Origin of the sequence: Gluconacetobacter tumulicola, from assembly GCF_014174215.1 — a bacterium.
Taxonomy (GTDB): domain Bacteria; phylum Pseudomonadota; class Alphaproteobacteria; order Acetobacterales; family Acetobacteraceae; genus Gluconacetobacter; species Gluconacetobacter tumulicola.
The window spans coordinates 16,481-36,387 of the sequence record NZ_JABEQL010000011.1; the positions used below are offsets into that span (position 1 = coordinate 16,481).

20 protein-coding genes, 1 tRNA gene and 1 riboswitch are annotated in these 19,907 nt (G+C 67.0%); of the genes, 13 read left to right on the forward strand and 8 right to left on the reverse strand.

From position 1 onward, the window contains the following. Positions 1 to 100: 100 nt before the first annotated feature. Positions 101 to 177: transfer RNA gene (locus HLH29_RS09670), tRNA-Arg, on the reverse strand. A gap of 211 nt (positions 178 to 388) precedes the next feature. On the opposite strand from HLH29_RS09670, the gene HLH29_RS09675 reads away from it, so the two are divergent. Continuing rightward, positions 389 to 1,276, forward strand: a complete 888-nt coding sequence (locus HLH29_RS09675) for a S1/P1 nuclease (RefSeq protein ID WP_246374077.1) — start codon at positions 389 to 391, stop codon at positions 1,274 to 1,276. Positions 1,277 to 1,289: 13 nt separating this feature from the next. Here the strand turns inward: HLH29_RS09675 and HLH29_RS09680 are convergent, their stop codons facing one another. Both HLH29_RS09680 and HLH29_RS09685 read right to left on the reverse strand, forming a co-directional pair. Next, on the reverse strand, positions 1,290 to 1,784 hold the full coding sequence (locus tag HLH29_RS09680; protein WP_182966191.1) for a PaaI family thioesterase: 495 nt from the start codon (positions 1,782 to 1,784) through the stop codon (positions 1,290 to 1,292). A 105-nt stretch (positions 1,785 to 1,889) separates the two neighbouring features. Further along, complete coding sequence (locus HLH29_RS09685; RefSeq protein WP_182966424.1) at positions 1,890 to 3,044, reverse strand: serine hydrolase domain-containing protein; 1,155 nt, start codon at positions 3,042 to 3,044, stop codon at positions 1,890 to 1,892. 113 nt (positions 3,045 to 3,157) lie between these two features. Between HLH29_RS09685 and HLH29_RS09690 the strand changes: the two genes are divergently transcribed. From HLH29_RS09690 to HLH29_RS09720, 7 genes are all read left to right on the forward strand, one after another. Further along, positions 3,158 to 3,364, forward strand: a complete 207-nt coding sequence (locus HLH29_RS09690; protein WP_182966192.1) for an entericidin A/B family lipoprotein — start codon at positions 3,158 to 3,160, stop codon at positions 3,362 to 3,364. A 94-nt stretch (positions 3,365 to 3,458) separates the two neighbouring features. Further along, positions 3,459 to 3,625: riboswitch (FMN riboswitch) on the forward strand. A gap of 140 nt (positions 3,626 to 3,765) precedes the next feature. Then, a complete protein-coding gene (ribD, locus tag HLH29_RS09695; RefSeq protein ID WP_338030211.1) occupies positions 3,766 to 4,821 on the forward strand; it encodes a bifunctional diaminohydroxyphosphoribosylaminopyrimidine deaminase/5-amino-6-(5-phosphoribosylamino)uracil reductase RibD in 1,056 nt (351 codons plus the stop codon). After that, positions 4,803 to 5,423, forward strand: a complete 621-nt coding sequence (locus tag HLH29_RS09700; RefSeq protein WP_182966211.1) for a riboflavin synthase — start codon at positions 4,803 to 4,805, stop codon at positions 5,421 to 5,423. The genes ribD and HLH29_RS09700 overlap by 19 nt, the downstream gene beginning before the upstream one ends. Beyond that, entirely contained in the window at positions 5,420 to 6,670 is a 1,251-nt protein-coding gene (gene ribB / locus HLH29_RS09705) for a 3,4-dihydroxy-2-butanone-4-phosphate synthase (RefSeq protein ID WP_408871960.1), read from the forward strand. Before HLH29_RS09700 ends, ribB begins: the two co-directional genes overlap by 4 nt. A gap of 10 nt (positions 6,671 to 6,680) precedes the next feature. Then, on the forward strand, positions 6,681 to 7,163 hold the full coding sequence (gene ribH / locus HLH29_RS09710) for a 6,7-dimethyl-8-ribityllumazine synthase (protein WP_182966215.1): 483 nt from the start codon (positions 6,681 to 6,683) through the stop codon (positions 7,161 to 7,163). 68 nt (positions 7,164 to 7,231) lie between these two features. Beyond that, entirely contained in the window at positions 7,232 to 8,236 is a 1,005-nt protein-coding gene (locus HLH29_RS09715; protein WP_182966224.1) for a lysylphosphatidylglycerol synthase domain-containing protein, read from the forward strand. A gap of 229 nt (positions 8,237 to 8,465) precedes the next feature. Continuing rightward, positions 8,466 to 11,060, forward strand: coding sequence for an MMPL family transporter (locus HLH29_RS09720; RefSeq protein ID WP_182966226.1), 2,595 nt, complete (start codon positions 8,466 to 8,468; stop codon positions 11,058 to 11,060). Positions 11,061 to 11,072: 12 nt separating this feature from the next. Here the strand turns inward: HLH29_RS09720 and HLH29_RS09725 are convergent, their stop codons facing one another. The 4 genes from HLH29_RS09725 to HLH29_RS09740 form a co-directional block, all read right to left on the reverse strand. Next, entirely contained in the window at positions 11,073 to 11,393 is a 321-nt protein-coding gene (locus tag HLH29_RS09725; protein ID WP_338030212.1) for a nucleotidyltransferase family protein, read from the reverse strand. Beyond that, on the reverse strand, positions 11,390 to 11,791 hold the full coding sequence (locus tag HLH29_RS09730) for a nucleotidyltransferase substrate binding protein (protein ID WP_182966228.1): 402 nt from the start codon (positions 11,789 to 11,791) through the stop codon (positions 11,390 to 11,392). The genes HLH29_RS09725 and HLH29_RS09730 overlap by 4 nt, the downstream gene beginning before the upstream one ends. Next, a complete protein-coding gene (locus HLH29_RS09735) occupies positions 11,791 to 13,047 on the reverse strand; it encodes an NAD(P)/FAD-dependent oxidoreductase (RefSeq protein ID WP_182966230.1) in 1,257 nt (418 codons plus the stop codon). Before HLH29_RS09735 ends, HLH29_RS09730 begins: the two co-directional genes overlap by 1 nt. Positions 13,048 to 13,148: 101 nt before the next feature. Beyond that, positions 13,149 to 13,391: a DUF3297 family protein gene (locus HLH29_RS09740; protein WP_182966232.1), complete on the reverse strand. Its 243-nt coding sequence runs from the start codon at positions 13,389 to 13,391 to the stop codon at positions 13,149 to 13,151. Positions 13,392 to 13,589: 198 nt separating this feature from the next. Between HLH29_RS09740 and HLH29_RS09745 the strand changes: the two genes are divergently transcribed. The 5 genes from HLH29_RS09745 (at position 13,590) to HLH29_RS09765 (ending at position 18,841) form a co-directional block, all read left to right on the forward strand. Further along, positions 13,590 to 14,840: a multidrug effflux MFS transporter gene (locus HLH29_RS09745; protein ID WP_182966234.1), complete on the forward strand. Its 1,251-nt coding sequence runs from the start codon at positions 13,590 to 13,592 to the stop codon at positions 14,838 to 14,840. Between the two features lie 275 nt (positions 14,841 to 15,115). After that, positions 15,116 to 15,901: an MlaE family lipid ABC transporter permease subunit gene (locus HLH29_RS09750; RefSeq protein WP_182966236.1), complete on the forward strand. Its 786-nt coding sequence runs from the start codon at positions 15,116 to 15,118 to the stop codon at positions 15,899 to 15,901. Beyond that, entirely contained in the window at positions 15,898 to 16,689 is a 792-nt protein-coding gene (locus HLH29_RS09755) for an ABC transporter ATP-binding protein (RefSeq protein WP_182966238.1), read from the forward strand. Before HLH29_RS09750 ends, HLH29_RS09755 begins: the two co-directional genes overlap by 4 nt. Positions 16,690 to 16,841: 152 nt before the next feature. After that, a complete protein-coding gene (radA, locus tag HLH29_RS09760; RefSeq protein ID WP_182966240.1) occupies positions 16,842 to 18,245 on the forward strand; it encodes a DNA repair protein RadA in 1,404 nt (467 codons plus the stop codon). Further along, positions 18,242 to 18,841 (forward strand): IMPACT family protein, encoded by a 600-nt coding sequence (locus HLH29_RS09765; protein ID WP_182966242.1) that lies wholly within the window; start codon positions 18,242 to 18,244, stop codon positions 18,839 to 18,841. Before radA ends, HLH29_RS09765 begins: the two co-directional genes overlap by 4 nt. A gap of 91 nt (positions 18,842 to 18,932) precedes the next feature. Here the strand turns inward: HLH29_RS09765 and HLH29_RS09770 are convergent, their stop codons facing one another. Then, positions 18,933 to 19,835: a DMT family transporter gene (locus HLH29_RS09770; RefSeq protein WP_182966244.1), complete on the reverse strand. Its 903-nt coding sequence runs from the start codon at positions 19,833 to 19,835 to the stop codon at positions 18,933 to 18,935. Between the last annotated feature and the right edge of the window lie 72 nt (positions 19,836 to 19,907).

The window sequence follows — 19,907 nt, forward strand, 5'->3', positions numbered from 1 at the left end:
CCTCACGCATGCCGCGCCCTTCCCGAGCATAAGACCGGCGAAGCCCGCAAGAGTCCACCCCTCGAACACCGAGAACCAGGCATCTGATTTTTAAGGAGAATGGCGCACCCGAAAGGACTCGAACCTCTAACCCCCAGATTCGTAGTCTGGTGCTCTATCCAATTGAGCTACGGGTGCGTCGTGGGGCGCTGTTTAACCGAGAGGTCGGGAAACGACAACCCCCCTTGAGCGATTTTTTTCATCTCCATGACAAGAACCAGATGCGGTTCCAGAGGGCGAGCGGGCATGGCAGAGTACCGCCACCTTCCGGCGGTGGGCACCGGACGGGTGAAAGCTGCGAGGGGGAAGCATGGCCGACCGGGTGTGGAGAAACAGCAGGCGCGCGGGCATGGGCGTGATTGGGGCGGCTTCGCTGCTGCTGGGATTTCTGGCCATGCCGCAGAAAGCCGACGCATGGGGCATCGAGGGCCATCAGGTGATCGCGGCCCTGGCCTGGGATTACCTGACGCCCGCCAGCCGACACACCGTCGATACGATCCTGGCCAGCGACCATGACACCCTCACCGGCCCCGACCTGATGGCGCGCGCGGTCTGGGCGGATGTCTGGCGCCGCACGCATCCAGAAACCGGGGAGTGGCATTTCGTCGATATCGAGATCGAACATCCCGACCTGGCATCGGCCTGCCATGGTTTTCCCGCCTCCTCGGTGCCCGCCAGCGCCGGGCCGACAAAGGACTGCGTCATCGACCGTCTGGATGCCTTCGAACATGAACTCGCCGATCCGGCGACCAGCCCGGACGAACGCGCTCTGGCGCTGAAATATGTCGTTCATTTCGTGGCGGACATGCATCAGCCGCTGCATGCGGCCGACAATCACGACAAGGGCGGCAATTGCGTGCGTCTGGCGCTGGGCGGCCCACGCACCGTCAACCTGCACAGCTACTGGGACACGGTGGCGGTGTCCGAAGTCGATCCGAATGCGCAGCACCTGGCCGAGCAGCTGTTCCACGAAATCACGACCGGCCAGAAACAGGAATGGGAACAGGGCGATCCGAAGGCATGGGTCCTGGAGAGCTTCGAACTGGCCCGCGCTGACGCATACAGCCTCGGCTCACCTCCGGGATGCCAGCAGGACGCCGCCCCCATGGCCCTGCCGCCGGGATATGACGCCATGGCGCGCGGTGTCGTCACGGAACAGTTGAAGAAGGCGGGAGTCCGTCTGGCCCTGCTGCTCAATCGTGCGTTCGACCCCACGACGGTTACCGCCGCCCACTAAAGGCGGTGTCCCATTACAGAAGGGCGCGCAGGATCGCGCCCATGGAATTCGCGCTGTCGCGGGCGGGCGGGGTGCGGTGATAGACGGCACTGGCACGCGCGGCCGGGATGCCGTCCACCGTCACCAGCCCCTGCGCGAAGACCAGGCTGCGGGTAATGCGCAGCGTATCCGCCTGCAATTCTGCCCAGACCCCCCGGGCTACCGGCGCCATGAAATCCATCGTCAGCGACACGGTGGGCAGGAAATCGTCGCGCAGATCCTCCCGAAAGACGACCGCCAGCGCCAGGAAGATATCGCACACGGTCGCCAGCCGGCCGCCATGACAGAAACCCGCCCGATTGCAGCACGCAGCGGTCACACGAAAACCGCCAATCAGCGCGCCCGCTTCCTGAGCGACCAGAAAGCCACCGCTCGCGACATTGAAACCGCTGGCCAGGGAGTCTGGCAGGGGAACGAAGCCGGGAGGCGGCGGCAGGGTATCACCGGTCGGATCAGGAGGGGTCGTCATGCAGGTCCTGCCAGAATGAGCGGGGTGATGGTGAAAGAAGCCATCGGAATTCTCCATCGAGAGGGATGCCGGTAGAACCGGGATATGGTGTCGGGCGATCCGCTGTCAGAGCGCCAGCAGGGCGCGGGCGGCCTCGGTCGCAACATCGTGACGCAGGCGCACGATGCTGTGACCGCCCGACGGATGCACCCGGTTGGTGAGGATCAGCACAAAACTGTCGCCGTCGGGATCCATCCACAACGAGGTACCTGTGAAGCCGGTATGACCGAACGAACCTACGGGAAACACATCGCCCCGGGGCGAGGAATAGTGCGTGCGGATATCCCAGCCCAGTCCCCGCAAATCATCCTTGCCGGGCGGTTGCTGCGGCGTGGTCATCAGTACCAGGGTTTCGGGTTTCAGAGGGAAGGCGCTGGGGCGGCCACCACGGCGGTCCAGCAGGGCCTGGGCATAGATGGTCATGTCGGCGGCGTCGGAAAACAGCCCGGCATGGCCCGCCACACCGCCCATGCGCCGGGCCGTGGGGTCATGGACGATGCCGCGCAGCATCGCGCCATGTTCGTCGAACTGGGTGGGGGCAATGATGGGGTACCAGGCGGGGGGCGGGAGGAAGCGTGAGTGTGCCATCCCCAACGGAGAGAGGATGCGGGTCTGCTCATACTGGGCGAGGCTCTGATGTGACAGGTGCTCGACCAGCAGCCCCAGCGTGATGAAATTGATATCGCTGTAGACGAACCGCTCGCCGGCCGGATGGTCGGGGCGCGTGTCCATGACGCGGCGCACCGCCTCCGCCTTGCCCTGCCACGGCGTGGACAGGTCCAGGTCGGGCGGCAGGCCGGAATAATGGGTCAGCAGGTGGCGGATGGTGATGGCCGCCTTGCCCGCGCGCGCGAACGCCGGAAGGTAGCGGCAGACCGGATCGTCCAGTCGGAAGGCCCCGGCTTCGAAGAACTGCATGACGGCGACGCTGGTCAGCACCGGCTTGGTCAGCGACGCCATATCGTAGAGGGTCGTCTCGTCCAGTGGCTCGGCCTGCGGCGCCAGGGCGCGTTGCCCATAGGCGCGATGATGCACGACCATCCCGCGATGAGCGACCACCACCACCGCGCCCGGGGTCTGGCCCGCCGCGATCGCCCGGTCCACCAGCCGGTCGACCGCAGCGAACCGCCCGGATGGGGGGCTGGCGCAGCCGGCCGCGAGTCCTGCCCCGCCCACGGCCAGCATCGTCCGCAGGATCGTCCGTCGTCCGGAATGTCTCATCGTCTCGGCATGCTCCATCCGCCAGGGGGTTGCGGCCGGGCCGGAGAGCGATCGGGAACTCTCGGCCGTCACCTGGGTTTCTTGAGTAATATCAATCCATGAAGGAGGCTTCCATGGACCAGTCACATTTCCCCGCTTCCGGCATGGCCCGTACCGCCCTGCTGGTCGTCGCCATGCTGGGCCTGTCGGCCGGACTGTCGGCCTGCAATACGATGCGCGGTGCCGGGCAGGACGTCAGTTCGGTCGGGCATGACGTGTCGCGGGGGGCCAATGCGTCGCAGAAGGCGATAACCCGCTCGACCGGCGCGTCGGAACGATAACCGTCGGGCGGAGGCGCCCGCAGGCATGCCTCTTGCATTCCTGCGGGCCCTTGCCCAATACTGTCGATGTGCCGGTTCCTGTAGCCGGCTGAACTGACGTTCTCGGGGCGGGGTGAAAATCCCCACCGGCGGTAATTGCGCCCGGCCATCGTGCCGCGCATAAGCCCGCGAGCGCCCGTCTGGCCCTGTGGCCGGGCGGGGACAGCAGATCCGGTGTGATTCCGGAGCCGACGGTCATAGTCCGGATGAGAGAGAACGATGTCCGCAAGGCGCGCCATTCGTGGCGTGTCGTCGGGCTGGTGTGCCCCGGGTCCGTCCGCTGGATGGGACCATTGGTTTTGGCTATGTCTGCGGTCAATGCGGAATCTGATGGAGCGGGGCATGCCCCGCCCGGCCGATCTGTGCCTGCCGCCCTGCCCTGCCCTGTTGCGTGGCCGCTGATCGCGCGCGCCTTTCGCGCCGCGATCGACGAGGCCGCACGCTTCGTGGGCGCCACTGCCCCCAATCCCCCCGTCGGCTGCGCCATCCTCGACCGGCATGGCGACATCCTGACCGTCGCCGCCCACCATCGCGCGGGCATGCCGCATGCCGAAGCCCTGGCCCTGCGCCAATGTGCCGAACAGGGACTGATGGCGCGTGCCGCCATCGCGGTGGTGACGCTGGAACCCTGCAATCATACCGGCCGCACCGGCCCGTGTTCGGAAGCCATTCTGGCTTCGCCGATCCGCACCGTGTGGGTGGGCGTGGCCGACCCCAATCCGCGTGTCGCCGGCGGCGGCATCGACCGCCTGCGTGCCGGGGGATGTGCCGTGCATGTGCTGGAACCGGGTGCGGAACCGGCCGCCGCATGCCGGGCGCTGATCGCGCCGTTCGCCCACGGGTCACGCACCGGGCGGGCGTGGCTGACGGTCAAGCAGGCGGTGGATGCCTCCGGCTCCATGATCCCGCCCGCCGGGCAGACCACCTTTACATCGGATGCCGCGCTGACGCTGGCCCACCGGCTGCGGCGGGCGACCGACGCGATCGTGACCGGCAGTGGCACGGTGCTGGCCGACCGGCCGGGGCTGGATGTGCGCCGGGTGGCCGATCATGCGGGCCGCGCACCCCGGTTTCTGGTGGTCTGCGACCGCAACGGCCGGGTGCCGGCGGACTGGCACGCGAGCGCGGCCGCACGGGGATTCGACGTGCGGATCTGCGACGACATCACCCGACTGCCCGAGACGCTGGGCGCGGCAGGCGTGCTGTGGGCCCTGGTCGAGGCCGGGCCCGGCCTGCTGGCGGCGCTGCGCGCGGCGGGGCTGTGGGATGACTGGCTGACCATCGGGGTCGGCCCGGATGGGACCGAGCGGCTGGACGTGGCCGTTCGCACGGGGATGGACACGCCACTGCGCCTGTTCCCGGAACTGGCGGCGTCGCTGACGGCGCCTGAAGGGGAAGCATGTTTTCCGGCATCATAGAACATCTGGGCACCGTCACGCAGGCCCGGCGTGGCGACCGCGCGCTGCATGTCGCGATCGCGACCGGCATCGGCGACCTGTCGATGGGCGAGAGCATCGCGGTCAATGGCGTGTGTCTGACGGTCACCGCATTCGACGCGGCGGGGAATGCGTCCTTCTTCATCAGCATCGAGACGCTGGAGCGGACCAGCCTGGGCCGCCTGGCCGAGGGTGGGCGCGTGAACCTGGAACGTGCCGTGACCCCGGCCACCCGGCTGTCGGGCCATATCGTGCAGGGGCATGTGGACGGCACCGGGCGCCTGCTGTCGGTCGAAATGGCCGGCGAGGCGCGGCGGGTGGTCTTTGCCATTCCCATGACGCTGCGCCGCTATCTGGTCGAAAAGGGATCGATCACCCTGGACGGCATCAGCCTGACGCTGAACGAGATCGGCGCGACTGGCACGGCGGGCGCCGGGCCGGACGAATTTCCTGTGGCCCTGATGATCATCCCCCACACCTGGACCCATACCAGCCTGGGCACGCTCGCCCCCGGCGACACGGTGAATGTCGAGGTGGATGTGATCGCAAAATATGTGGAGACACTATGTCAGTACCGGTCATGAGCCCGACGCTGCGGACGGCGATCGAGGCGATCCGCGCGGGCGGCATGGTGATCCTTGTCGATGACGAGGATCGGGAAAACGAGGGCGACCTGGTGATGGCCGCCGATCTGGTCACGCCCGCCGCGATCAATTTCATGGTCACGCATGCGCGCGGACTGGTCTGCCTGCCGCTGGAGGCCGGACTGGTCGAGCGGCTTGGCCTGCCGATGATGACGCGGGTGAACACCAGCCCCCGCGAGACCGCCTTCACGGTCTCGATCGAGGCGCGCGAGGGCGTGGATACCGGCATTTCCGCCGCCGACCGGGCCCGGACCATCCAGGCGGCGGTGGCGCCGGATGCCGGCCCGGCCGACCTGGTTTCGCCCGGCCATATCTTTCCGCTGCGCGCGGTGCCCGGCGGGGTGCTGGTCCGCAATGGCCACACCGAGGCTTCGATCGAGCTGGCACGCCTGGCGGGCCGGGCGCCCGCCGCCGTGATCTGCGAGATCATGAACGAGGACGGGTCGATGGCGCGGATGTCCGACCTGCGCCCGTATGCCGAACGCCATCAGCTGCCGATCCTGTCGATCGCGGAACTGGTGGACTGGCTGCGGGAGCGCGAGGCCGCTGCTACCGCCACGTCGGAAGCGCGGATCGAGAAGGTGGCACAGGCCGCGCTGCCCAGCATCTATGGCGGCGAAGACCTGGTGATCCATGCCTTTCGCGCCGCTGACGGGACGGAACATGTCGCGTTGGTGAAGGGCGACCCCGGTCGGCACGGCGCCGTGCCGCTGGTGCGGCTGCATTCCGAATGCGTCACCGGCGATGCGCTGGGCTCGATGCGCTGCGATTGCGGCGCCCAGTTGCAGGGCGCGCTGGCGCGCATCGGCGCGGCCGAAAGCGGGGTGCTGCTGTATCTGCGCGGGCATGAAGGGCGGGGCATCGGCCTGGCCAACAAGATCCGCGCCTATGCCTTGCAGGATCGCGGGCTGGACACCGTGGATGCCAACCACCGGCTGGGCTTCGAAGCCGATGCGCGCGACTGGACGGCGGCCGGGGCGATCCTGCGCGCGCTGGGGGTGCGCACGCTGGACCTGATGACCAACAACCCGGCCAAGGTCACGGCAATGGAGCAGCATGGCTTTGCCGTCCGCGAGCGCCTGCCGCTGGAAATCGCGCCCAACCCCTTCAACCGCGCCTATCTGGATGCCAAGCGCACCCGCATGGGGCACCAGCTTTTTGCCGCGATCGACGCAGCAGCGGAGTAAGAAACGGACCATGAGCACCAACAAGCCCTCCACCTCGCCCGACCTCACCTTCGCCCGGCCGCCGCGCCTGGCGATCGTGGTCAGCCGCTTCAACGAGACGGTGACCCACGGCCTGCGCGACGGTGCGCTGGAATGGCTGGGCGAGCACGGCATCACCGTCGCGGACGAGGATGTGCTGTATGCCCCCGGCGCCTATGAACTGCCGCTGCTGGCCCAGACCCTGGCCCGCACCGGGCGGTACGAGGGGGTGGTCTGCCTGGGCTGCGTGATCAAGGGCGATACCGCCCATTTCGAATTCATCAGCCTGGGCGCCGCGGTGGGGCTGATGCAAGCCTCGCTGGCCACCGAAGTGCCGGTGGCGTTCGGCGTGCTGACCACCTACACCGATGAGCAGGCCTTTCTGCGGTCGCGCGACGACGAACACAACAAGGGGCGCGAGGCTGCGGCGGCCTGTGTGGAAAGTCTGGCCTTGATACGCAAAATCAAGGGCTGATACGCTATCCCCGCATGCCGGCGGAGGCCGGCACAGGGTCTGGCAGGGCCGGAACGCGGGGGCACGGGATGAAGCTGGTGACATTGGCCGCCGGGTTGTTCGGCATGGCGCTCACGCTCTGGCTGCTGTCCCGCTTCGGCGCGCATGCCATCCTGCATCTGGTCGTGGTCGGTGGCTGGGGAATCCTGGCCGCGATCGTGTTTCATGCCATTCAGGTCCTGCTCTCCGCCCGATCCTGGCAGATCATCGCCGGGCGGGATGAACCCCAACTGAAGCTGCGGGACTATGTGGCGCTGCGCTGCGTGCGCGAGGGCGTGAACAATCTGCTGCCGGTCGCCCAGGTGGGGGGCGAAGTGATCTCTGCCCGGCTGCTGGCGCGGCGCGGGCCCGGCCTGCGCCGGGCGGCGGCGGCAACGATCTGCGACCTGACGATCGAACTGCTGAGCCAGGTGATCTTTACCCTGCTGGGGCTGGGGCTGCTGCTGTGCCTGGCCAAGCGGTCGTCGGTGACGGACGAACTGGTGGAGAGCGCGGGCGTCGCGCTGCTGCTGGGGACGGTGTTCCTGGGCAGCCAGTGCCTGGGCGCGGTTTCGGTCGTCGAGCGGCTGCTGGTGCGCATTGCCGCCCATCTGGGCTGGACGGGGGTCGAGAGCATTCGCGGCCTGCATGGCGAGATCATGGGGCTGTACACGGCGCCGGGCCATGCGGTGCGGGCGGGTTTCGCCCAGCTTGTCGCCTGGTCGCTGGGGGCGGTCGAGGTGTGTCTGATCCTGCATTTCATCGGCCAGGATCGCTCACTTGCTCACGGTTTCGTGATTGAAAGCGTGGGACAGGCGGCCAAATCGGTGGGCTTTGCCGTGCCGGGCGCCCTGGGCGTGTCCGAAGGGGGATTTATCCTGGTCGGCAGCCTGTGCGGCCTGCCGCCGGCGGTTTCCATCGGATTGTCGCTGATCAAGCGGCTGCGCGAGATTGCCTGGGGCCTGCCGGCGCTGGCCGGCTGGCAGTGGATGGAAACCCACTGGCGGGGGCCGGCCCGCAAGCTGGACCATGGCGTCGGCCTGCCGGGCCATTGATGGTCCTGACGCGGCCCTGGGGCCACACCTTGCCTTAACCTGCTGTTTTTCTTCTGCCCTGAGGCTCTGGCGCGTTCCGAAACGACTTCACCTGCGTTGACGGGCAAGGCGGCATGCCGAACATGCGCCTTGCATCCGGCCGTCATCATGGGTCAAACGATCCCCCATCGCGTGGCATCGCCTTCGTTGCAGTCGCGCCGTCCGCATCTCAAGGGCTGAATTACGAATCATGCCGTCCATTCCGATCGGTCGCCTGGTGGCGGTCTGTGCCCGCCATGCCGTGTTCACACTGGTGCTGTTCGCGCTGCTGGCCGGGGGAGCGGTTCTGTGCAGCATGAAGCGGCTGGGGGTCACGACCGATACGGGGACGATGTTTTCGTCCACCCTGCCGTGGAAACAGCGGTCGGACGAGCTGGCGCGCCTGTTTCCCCAGAACCAGGACCAGATGGTGGCGGTCATCGACGCCGACCTGCCGGAAGAGGCGCAGGTTACGGCGCGGGAACTGGCCGAACGGCTGCGCCATGACACCAAACATTTCCTGTCGGTGACGATCCCGCAGGACGACCCCTATCTGGTGCGCAACGGGCTGCTGTTCCTGGACCAGAAGAGCCTGGCTTCGGTGCTGGATACGACCGTGACCGCGCAACCCTTCCTGGGCGGCCTGGCGGCCGACCCGTCGGGGCGCGGCCTGTTCGATGCGCTGTCGCTGATCGCACTGGGCGTGTCGCAGGGGCAGGCCGGCCTGAAGAGTTTCCAGCCGGCGCTGAATGGCTTTGCCAACACGCTGGAGCAGGCCGCCGACGGCACCCCCCAGCCTTTGTCGTGGGAGCGGATGCTGGCCGGCAGCCTGGCCGACCTGGCCGGCAAATATGTCTTCGTCGTGACCCGGCCGCACCTGGATTACGGCTCGTTCCAGCCAGGGGGTGAGGCCAGCGACGCGATGCGCCAGGCGATCGCCGGGCTGGAATTCGTGCGCTCGGGCCATGCGCGGGTCCATATCACCGGCGATGTGCAGATCAATGACGAGGAATTCGCCACCGTTGCCCAGGGCATGGTGGCGGGGCTCGTGGGGTCGCTGGTACTGGTCACGCTGTGGCTGTTCCTGGCGGTGCGCAGCTGGCGGATCATCGTGCCCATCGTCGTGACGCTGGTCGTGGGGCTGATCCTGACGACCGGTTTTGCCGCCCTGGCGGTCGGGACGCTGAACCTGATCTCGGTGGCCTTCGCAGTGCTGTTCGTGGGTATCGCGGTTGATTTCGCGATCCAGTTCTCGGTGCGATTCCGCGCCCAGCGCCTGCCCTCGGGCCAGATTCCACCGATCCGGACGGCGCTGGAACATACCGGCGAGGAAACCGGCCACCAGATCCTGGTGGCCGCCATGGCGACGATGGCCGGCTTCCTGGCCTTTACGCCCACCGCCTTTGTCGGGGTGGCGCAGCTGGGGCTGATCGCCGGTTTCGGCATGCTGATCGCCTTTATCTGCACCGTCACGCTGCTGCCGGCGCTGCTGCTGCTGTTCCATCCGCCGCTCGACCAGCAGGTGGCGGGCTTTGCCTTCGCGCGGCCGGCGGACCGCGCGGTGCGCGTCTATCGCACCCAGATCCTGAGCGTCTTCACCTTTCTGGCGGTGCTGGGGGCGGCCCTGATCCCGGTGCTGACCTTCGATGCCGACCCGCTGCATACCAAGGACCCGCATTCCGAGGGGATGCTGACCCTGAAGCTGCTGATGAAGGACCCGCAATCCTCGCCCTATGGCGCGGAGGTTCTGGTGCCCGACCTGAATCAGGCCCAGGCGCTGGCCGACCACCTGTCGCGCCTGCCGATGGTGGATGATGCGATGTGGCTGGGCACGCTGGTCCCTGCCGACCAGACGCCCAAGCTGGCGATGGTGCAGGATGCGGCGTCGATCCTGCTGCCGACGCTGGTGGTGCCCAACCCGCGCCCGGCGCCGGACGCCGCTGCCCTGCGCGCCTCGGCCGCCAAGGCGGCGCATGATCTGGGCGCCGTGCTGGACCGGCTGGACCCGCATGATCCGCTGCGCCGTATTCAGTCGGCGCTGGATCGGCTGTCGCACGCGCCGGACGAGCGGCTGATGGCGGCCAACACCGCGCTGGTCCGCTTCCTGCCCGCGCAACTCGACCAGTTGCGCCAGATGCTGGGCGCCCATGCCGTGACCCTGGATGACGTGCCGCCGTCGATCCGGCAGGACTATCTGCTGCCCGACGGCCGCGCTATCGTCTCGGTGCATCCCAAGGCGGGCATGGACAGCAATGCCGATCTGCGCCGCTACGTCACCGAAATCACCAGCGTGGCGCCCGATGCCGGCGGCCCGGCGGTGGAAGTGGTGGAAAGCGCCGCCACCATGGTCCGGGCCTTCGTCTTCGCCGCGCTGTCGGCCATCGGCATGATCGCCGTGATCCTGCTGGTGGCGCTGCGCCGCGTGCTGGACATGGCCCTGGTGCTGGCGCCGCTGCTGCTGTCGGCGCTGATGACGGTGATCCTGATCATCATGGTGCCGGAACAGCTCAATTTCGCGAACATCATCGCCCTGCCGTTGCTGCTGGGCGTGGGCGTGTCGTTCAACATCTATTTCGTCATGAACTGGCGCGCGGGCGTGCGGGCGCCGCTGTCCAGCCCCACGGCGCGGGCGGTGCTGTTCTCGGCCCTGACCACCAGCACCGCCTTCGGCTCGCTGGCGGCATCGCACCATCCGGGCACCGCCAGCATGGGAAGGCTGCTGCTGCTGTCGCTGGCCTGCACCCTGCTGGCCACGCTGATCTTCGTGCCGGCGCTGCTGCCCAAGCGGGCAATCGACGAGCGGTAGACGGGACGCCCCCTACGGCTTGGAATTCTTCTCCTTCAAGACCACGCATTCCCTTCCAACGATTCCCCGGAAGCCTTCGTCGGTCGATGCCCAGTCCAGCACATCGACCTTCCAAGGCAGGATCGAGTCGGTAAACGCTTCCTCCAGCCTGGCGCGCGTCGCCATAGGCAATGGTTCGTCGCCCATGACCGCCAGATCGAGATCGGAATAGAGCTTGGCCTTTCCGGTCACGCGCGACCCGAAAGCCCGCACCTCCCGTTCGGGCACGATCTCGTCCAATATCCGCATGACCACGGCCCGCTCGGCCGCCGACATGACGGGTTCCACCGTCACGGCGCGCGGTCCTTCAGCATGGCCAGAAGGAATCCCACCTCCTCGCTGAAAGTTGGAATGATCGCCACGACCTGCTTTGCAGACGCCTCGTTGTAAGTGTGGCTGGTCAGGTTCCGCATCTTGCGGAACACGCTCCATCCCGCCCAGGAACTCTTGAGGAGGCCTGCCTCGTTGGCGGAACGGATCAGGTCCGGAAAACCCATCCGGTCATATTCCTCGGGCGAGGCTGCGTTTTCTTCCAGGAACCGCTTCAGCGCCTTGTGGCTCAATTCATAGGTGAATTCGAAACGCTGAATCAGTCCGTCCCGCAACTGCTCGTCATCAGGATGCGCGACATGCCGCACCCAGCCTTCGTTCAGGCGAGCGAGCGCGCGTTCCAGAGGGAACAGATACAGCATCAGGCGTCCTTGACCGGCTTGTGCGGCAGTTGCACGTCGCGGCCGGTCAGCATCATGTTCCAGTAAAGCTGCGGGAACAGTTTCGTCTTGAGGAACCAGGCGAAGCGGCTGGGCTTGCGCTGGTCGTAATGGAAGCTGGGGGCCGGCACGCCGCCATAGAGGAATTCCGCCAGCACCACCCGCCCGTAGGACACGGTCAGCGGGCAGGCGCCATAGCCGTCATACGCCCCCGCCAGCGGGCGGCCGTCGAGCGAGGCCAGCAGGTTCTCGACCACCACCGGCGCCTGGGCGCGGGCGGCGGCGGCCGTCTTGGCATTGCTGGTGCCGATGACGTCGCCCAGGCCGAACACGGTGTCGAAACGGACATGACGCAGGGTGGTGGCATCGACATCCAGCCAGCCGGCTTCGTTGACCAGCGGGCTGGACTTGATGAAGTCCGGCGCGCTCTGCGGCGGGGTGACATGCAGCATGTCGAAGCTGCGCGTGACCATGCTGCTGCTGCCGTCGGGTGCGGTGACGGCGAAGGTCGCCACGCGCTTCGGCCCGTCGACCGCCACCAGATTATGCTTGAGATGCAGGTCGATGCCGTAATAGTCGATGGCATCCTGCAGCGACGGCACGAAATATTTCACGCCGAACAGCGCATCGCCTGCCACATCGAATTCCACCTTCATGCGGCTCAGCACGCCCTCGCGCCGCCAGTGGTCGGAGGCCAGATAGGCGATCTTCTGCGGTGCACCGGCGCATTTGATGGGCATGGGAGGCTGGGTGAACAGCGCCGTCCCGCCCTTGAGCGACTGGATGCAGGCCCAGGTATATTCGACCGTGTCGCGCGAATAATTGCTGCACACGCCGTTGCGGCCCAGCGTGTCCACCAGGCCGTCGATCTTGCCCCAATCCAGCTGCAGGCCGGGACAGACCACCAGGCGGCGATAACCGATACGCCGGCCGTCGGTCAGGGTGACGATATTCTCTTCCGGGGTGAAGGAGGCGACGGCCGCCCGCAGCCAGCGTACCCCCTTGGGGATCAGCCCGCCTTCCTGCCGCAGCGTGTCCTTGAGGGCCATGACGCCGGCCCCCACCAATGTCCATCCGGGCTGGTAGGCATGGGTGGTGGCGGGGTCGATGACCGCGATCGACAGGTTGGGCCGCGCACGACGCAGGCGCGCGGCGACGGTCAGGCCCGCCGCCCCACCGCCGACGATGACGACGGTAAAGCGGTCGCTGTCCGGAATATCCGTCTGGATCGGGGCCATGGATGTCTCCTTACGCTGGTATCCGTACGGAGGCCGATCCTAGTCTCTTGCCTGCGAAGTGCGTAGGCGAATTTCGGAGGTCAGCCGGACGGCTGGCAGGATCATTCCTTGTCCTTGAACCAGACTTCGACCGGGCCCTGGAGCTTGATCGTCATCGGGTTGCCGCGCCGGTCCGTCGTCCGGCCGACGGCCAGCCGCACCCAGCCCTCGCTGATGCAATATTCCTCGACATTCGTTTTCTCGACCCCCTTGAAGCGCACGCCGATCCCGCGTTCCAGCAGGGCTGCATTGTGGAACGGGCTTTCGGTATTGGCGGACAGGCGATCGGGGGGCGTATCACTCATCGGAGGGACCTTATGCGGAGTGGTTTACAGGCGCTGAGACAGCGGAGGTGACATAGCGGGTCGCGGCCGCCAATCCAACCGCCGGCGCGTGTCTGCCATGTCTCTGCGCGGCGTCACGTGTGCCGAATGCAATGGACATGCAGCGCGGAAACCGTGACATACGGTCCCCTTGCCATTCGGGTTCACGGCGCATTCCCCATGTCGTTTTCCAGTTCCTCCTCCTCCCTTGCCTATCGCCATCGCATTCCCGTCGGTTCGCTGCCCGCGTGGCTGGTGATCCTGCTGGGACTGGTGACGGCGATCGGACCGTTGGCGACCGACATGTACCTGCCGGCCTTTCCGGCGGTGGACAGCGAACTGGGCGGTGGCCCCGGATCGGCGCAGATCACGCTGGCGGCGTGGTTCGCGGGGTTGGCGATCGGGCAGTTCTCGCAGGGGCCGCTGTCGGACCGGCTGGGGCGGCGCGTGCCGCTGCTGGGCGGACTGACGCTGTTCAGCATCGCCTCGGCCGGCTGCGCGCTCTCGGCGGATTATCACATGTTCTGCATCTGGCGCTTTCTGGCGGCGCTGGGCGGATCGGCCGGCGTCGTGGTGCCGCGCGCGATCGTGCGCGACATCGCGACCGGCGCCCAGGGGGCGCGGATCATGGCCCAGCTGACCCTGGTGTTCGGCCTGATGCCGATCCTGGCGCCCAGCCTGGGCAGCCTGGTACTGTCGGTCGGCCACTGGCGCTGGATCTTCTGGTTCGCGACCCTCTATGGCGTGCTGGGCGTGGTGGCCATTGCCTGGACCCTGCCGGACACATTGCCGCGCGAGCGGCGCATCGCGCTGTCGGTCACGACCGTGCTGTGGCGCTATGTGGGCATCGCGCGGGAGCCGATGTTCCTCTCGGCGGCGCTGCTGCTGGGGTTCTCGGCCTTTGTGATGTTTGCCTACCTGGCCAGCGCGCCGATCCTGTTCGAACAGATCCTGTCCTTCACCCCGCAGCAATTCGGCCTGTTCTTCGGCATGAATGCCGCGCTGTTCATCGCCGGCGCCCAGATCAACGGCCGGCTGGTCCACCGGATCGCGCCGCATGTGCTGATGCAGCGCGGCGTGGTGGCGATCACGCTGTCGGGGGGGCTGTTCCTGATCCTGTCCATTGCCGGCCTTGCCGGACCGCGCCACCCGTTTCTGGTCTGCGCCATGATCGGGCTGATCACCGGCTCGCTGGGCTTCGTCAACCCAAATGCCACGGTGCTGGCCTTTACCCGGCATGGGCACCATGCCGGCAGCGCCTCGGCGCTGCTGGGCACCCTGCAATTCACCATCGGATCGCTGAGCGGCGTGCTGTTGGGCTATCTGCCGCTGGGCAGCGCCGTGCCGGTGGCCGCCACGATGACGGGTGGCATTGCCGGCATGCTGGCCTGCATGCTGTGGCACCGGCAGCACGCCGCCGCCGCGGAGTGACCGGCGCGTTTGAAGCGGAGGGCGATATATTGCATTGCACAATTTCCTTGACTCGGGCCGTCCTCACGATCATGAGATAGAGTCGAAGCAGTATTTGGTACGCGCTTCATGGACGTTTCCTCCCTAAACTACGGCGGCGCGCTTCGGTGCGCCGTTTTTTTTGGCGGTGCCTGCCTTGCCCTTCCTTTGACGCGCCGGCCCTGCCGCGCTACGGCAGAAGACATGATGGATCGATCCGCCCATGTTGTCCGGCCGGCCGGCCGGTTGCGCCACGCGTGAACGCCGTGCTCGATTTCATCGCGGCGCTGGGACGTGCCGCCTTGAACCTGGTCCGGACCGCCGGCGCCCTGACCCTGTTCGGCCTGACGGCCCTGTCGCATCTGGTCCGGCCGCCCTTCTACTGGCGGATCTTCTTTGGCGCGCTGATCGAGATCGGCTTCTTCTCGCTGCCGGTGGTGGCGCTGACGGCGCTGTTTTCGGGCGGGGTGATCGCGCTGCAATCCTATACCGGCTTCGCCCAGTATCATGCCCAGGGTGCGATCGCCGGCATCGTCGTGCTGGCCGTTACCCGTGAACTGGGGCCGGTGATGGCCGGGCTGATGGTGGCCGGACGGGTGGGGGCGGCGATGGCCGCCGAAATCGGCACCATGCGCGTGACCGACCAGATCGATGCCCTGACGACCCTGTCGACCAACCCGATGAAATATCTGGTCACGCCCCGGCTGCTGGCCGGCACGATCGCCCTGCCCTGCCTGGTCCTGGTGGCGGACATGCTGGGTGTGATGGGCGGTTTCATCGTATCGGTCGTCAAGCTCGATTTCTCGGCGCCGGCCTATATTGCCGCGACATTCGCGGCGGTGAAGACGATCGATGTCACCGTGGGGCTGGCCAAGGCGGCGGTGTTCGGCTTCCTGATCACGCTGATGGGTTGCTATCATGGCTATACCAGCCGTGGCGGCGCACAGGGCGTTGGGTCGGCCACCACCGCCGCCGTCGTAGCGGCGTCGATCCTGCTGCTGGCATCCGATTACCTCCTGACCGACGTGTTCTTCTCGCAATGATCCAATCCACGCCCAAGATCCGCATTCGCGGCCTGTGCAAGGCATTCGGGCCCAAGATCGTTCTCGACGGGATCGACCTCGACGTCATGCCCGGGACCTCGATGGTGATCATCGGCGGGTCGGGCAGCGGCAAGTCGGTCCTGCTGCGCTGCATTCTGGGCCTGATCCCGGCCGATGCCGGCACGATCGAGATCGACGGCGTGAACGTGCTGACGCTGCCGCCCCGGCGGCGCGAGGAAGTGATCGAGACGATCGGCATGCTGTTCCAGAACGGGGCCCTGTTCGACAGCCTGAGTGTCTGGGAGAATGTCGCCTTCGGCCTGCTGGCCGCCGGCCGGCGGCATGGCAGGCGCCCCAGTCGCGCCGAGGCCCGCGCCACCGCCGGCCGGATGCTGGAACAGGTGGGGCTGGACCCGTCGGTCGGCGCGCTGTCGCCGGCCGAACTCTCGGGCGGTATGCAGAAGCGCGTGGGTCTGGCCCGGGCCATTGCCGGCCAGCCCGATATCCTGTTCTTCGACGAGCCGACCACCGGGCTGGACCCGATCATGGGTGCTGTGATTGACGGGCTGATCGTCGATTGCGTGCGCAAGCTGGGATCGACCGCGATCGCGATCACGCACGACATGGCATCTGCCCAGCGCATCGGCGACCAGGCGGCCATGCTCTACAAGGGCAAGCTGATCTGGCAGGGGCCGGCAGCGTCGCTGCTGAACAGCGGCAACCCCATGGTGGACCAGTTTACCCATGGGCGGCGTGAAGGGCCGATCAGCATGGAGCTGCGGCGGTGAAGAGTTCTTCTTTTTCTGAAGGAAAAGAAGCAAAAAGACTTTTATCCGTTCAGGGGCATCGTATGTCCCCAGCGCGAGGCTGCTGAACGAATCAGAGTTTTTTGGTTCTTTTTTGCAAAAAAGAACAGACTTTCCTTCCTTCCGGAGTCACCGTGGCCCGCCGTCCCTCTGCCCATTATGTCTGCCAGTCCTGCGGCGCCGTCTTTCCCAAATGGGCTGGGCGGTGTGAAAGCTGCGGCGCATGGAACAGCATTGTCGAGGAGGCGGTGGAGCCTGCGGCCACCGGGGGCGCCGCGCCGCGTCGCGCCCGTGGGGCCAAGGTGGCGTTCGTCAGCCTGGCCGGCACCGCCGAGCCGCCGCCGCGCATCGGCACGCGGATGGCCGAACTGGACCGCGTGCTGGGCGGAGGGCTGGTGCCGGCCTCGGTCGTGCTGGTGGGCGGTGATCCGGGGATCGGCAAATCGACCCTGCTGTTGCAGGCGGCCTGTGCGCTGGCGGCCGCCGGCCGGCGGGTGAAATATATTTCGGGCGAAGAGGCAGTGGACCAGATCCGCCTGCGCGCGCGCCGGCTGGGGCTGGATGCGCCGGGGCTGGAGATTGCCGCCGCCATCAACGTGACCGACATTGCCGGCACGCTGGAAAGCGAACCCGACGTGGCGCTGGTCGTCATCGATTCCATCCAGACCATGTGGCTGGAATCGGTCGAAAGCGCGCCCGGTACGGTCAGCCAGGTGCGCGCCACCGCCTTCGAGCTGATCCGTCTGGCCAAGCAGCGGGGATTCAGCCTGATCCTGGTCGGGCATGTGACCAAGGAAGGCGCCCTGGCCGGCCCGCGCGTACTGGAGCACATGGTCGACGCGGTGATGTATTTCGAGGGCGATCGGGGCCACCAGTTCCGCATTCTGCGCGCGGCGAAGAACCGGTTCGGCGCGACGGACGAAATCGGGGTCTTCGCCATGACCGACCAGGGGCTGGTCGAGGTGCCGAACCCTTCCGCGCTGTTCCTGGCCGAACGGCGGGGGAATATCGCGGGGTCGGCGGTGTTTGCGGGGATCGAGGGCACGCGGCCGGTGCTGCTGGAAGTGCAGGCCCTGCTGTCGCCCAAATCGGGCGATTCCGCGCCGCGCCGCGCGGTGGTGGGTTGGGATACGTCGCGCCTGAACATGCTGCTGGCGGTGCTGGAAGCGCGGTGCGGGCTGAAGCTGCACGGCATGGACGTGCATCTGAACATCGCGGGCGGCCTGCGCGTGCTGGAACCGGCGGCCGATCTGGCCGTGGCGGCGGCGCTGGTGTCGGCCGCCACCGGCAAGCCGACCCATGCCGGCGCCGTCTATTTCGGCGAGATCGGGCTGTCGGGCGAAATCCGGCAGGTGGCGCAGGTCGATGCGCGGCTGAAGGAGGCCCAGAAGCTGGGATTCGATGCCGCCTTCCTGCCCCGGCGCATCGCGCGCGGCAATACGCGGCTGGTCGCGCCCGAAGGGCTGCACCTGAATGAAATCGGCCATCTGGGCGATCTGGTGGCCCTGTTTGGCGGCACGGACGGCGAGGAGGCATGAGCGCCGACGGCCTGGTGATGCTGGCCGAATCTGCCCGCCTGGAACGGGACGTGCGCAAGAGCCTGTTCCTGGCGCAGGCCGCGCCGGTCACGACACCGGCCGAAGCCCTGGCCTTTGTCCGCGCCGTGTCGGACCTGGATGCCACCCATAATTGCTGGGCCTATCGCATCGGGCAGGATTATCGCAGCGACGATGATGGCGAGCCCGGCGGCACGGCCGGCCGGCCGATCCTGCAGGTGATCGACGGGCAGGGTTTCGACAATACCATCGTGGTGGTCACGCGCTGGTTCGGCGGCATCAAGCTGGGTGCGGGCGGGCTGGTCCGCGCCTATGGCGGCACGGCGGCGGAATGCCTGCGCCTGGCGCCGCGCGTGCCGATCGTGCGGCGCACACGCCTGGTCTTTCATTGCGGCTTCAGTGATCTGGCACTGTTGCAGGCGCGCCTGCCATCGCTGGATGCGGTGGTGGAGGAAGAGGCGTTCGACGCGGAGGGCGCCAGGCTGGTGATTGCGGTGCCCGAAGGGGAAAGGGACACTGCAACCGCCCGGATTGCCGATCTGACGCGGGGGCAGTCGGTTCCTCGGGCGGTGGAGTGAAGGTCTCTTCTTTTTCTGAAGAAAAAGAAGCAAAAAGACTTTTATTCGTTTTGGGTCATTGCGTGTCCCTGGCGCCAAACTCCTGAACGAATCAGAGTTTTTTCGTTCTTTTATGCAAAAAAGAACGAAAGCTCTCCGGGTTCATCCGGGCAAAGGTCACGAGATTGCCCAGCAGGACCAGCCCAACCCCTAGCGTCATGCCCGATGTCCACTGCGTGCCCTCGAACAGGATCGAGATCAGCAGGGCCACGACGGGAGACAGGATGGTGGTGTAGGCCGCGCGATCGGCGCCGATGCGGTGGACCAGATGCAGATAGGCCAGGAAGGCGACGACCGATCCGGGCAGGGCGAGATAGAGCAGGGCCGCGATCCAGGCCGGATCGGTCGAGCCGGCCAGCGATTCCCCGCGGATCACCTGAAAGAGCCCCAGCACCGCGCAGCCCCAGAGCATGCCGCGAAAGACCGTGTTGGGCAGGTCCACCCCCGCCATCGCCACACGGCGCGACAGGATATTGCCGCAGGAGAACAGGAAGGTCCCCGTCAGCGCCAGGGCCGCGCCGGTTTGCGAAATGCCGCCCACGCCGCCCAGCCCGGTCAGGCATGCGACGCCGCCGATGGCGATACAGCCGCCGGCAAGGCTGCGGGCGCTGGGACGCAGGCGGAAGAACAGCCACTGGTTCAAGGTGTTGAACAGAGTCGCCACGCTGAAGATCACCGAGACGGTGCCGCTGGCCAGATACGTCTCGGACGCGTAGATCGCCAGGAAATTGCATGAGAACATGCACGCCCCCATCGGGGCCAGCCACAGATGCGTCCGCCATGCGACCGGGCGCAGCCGGCCGGACAGGAAGAGCCACGCGCCCATAGCCGCCGAAGCGATCAGGAACCGCCAGAAGATCGCCGTCCCCGGGACGGTAACGCCGACCTGCACATGGATGGCGAACCAGGTCGTGCCCCAGATCACCACGACACATAAAAACAGCAAGCCCAGCATGGGGTCCCCTCTCCGAAAAACTGTCATCCTGTCCGGGCGGCCATCATCGCCGCGCGGGGGTCATCATCGTGC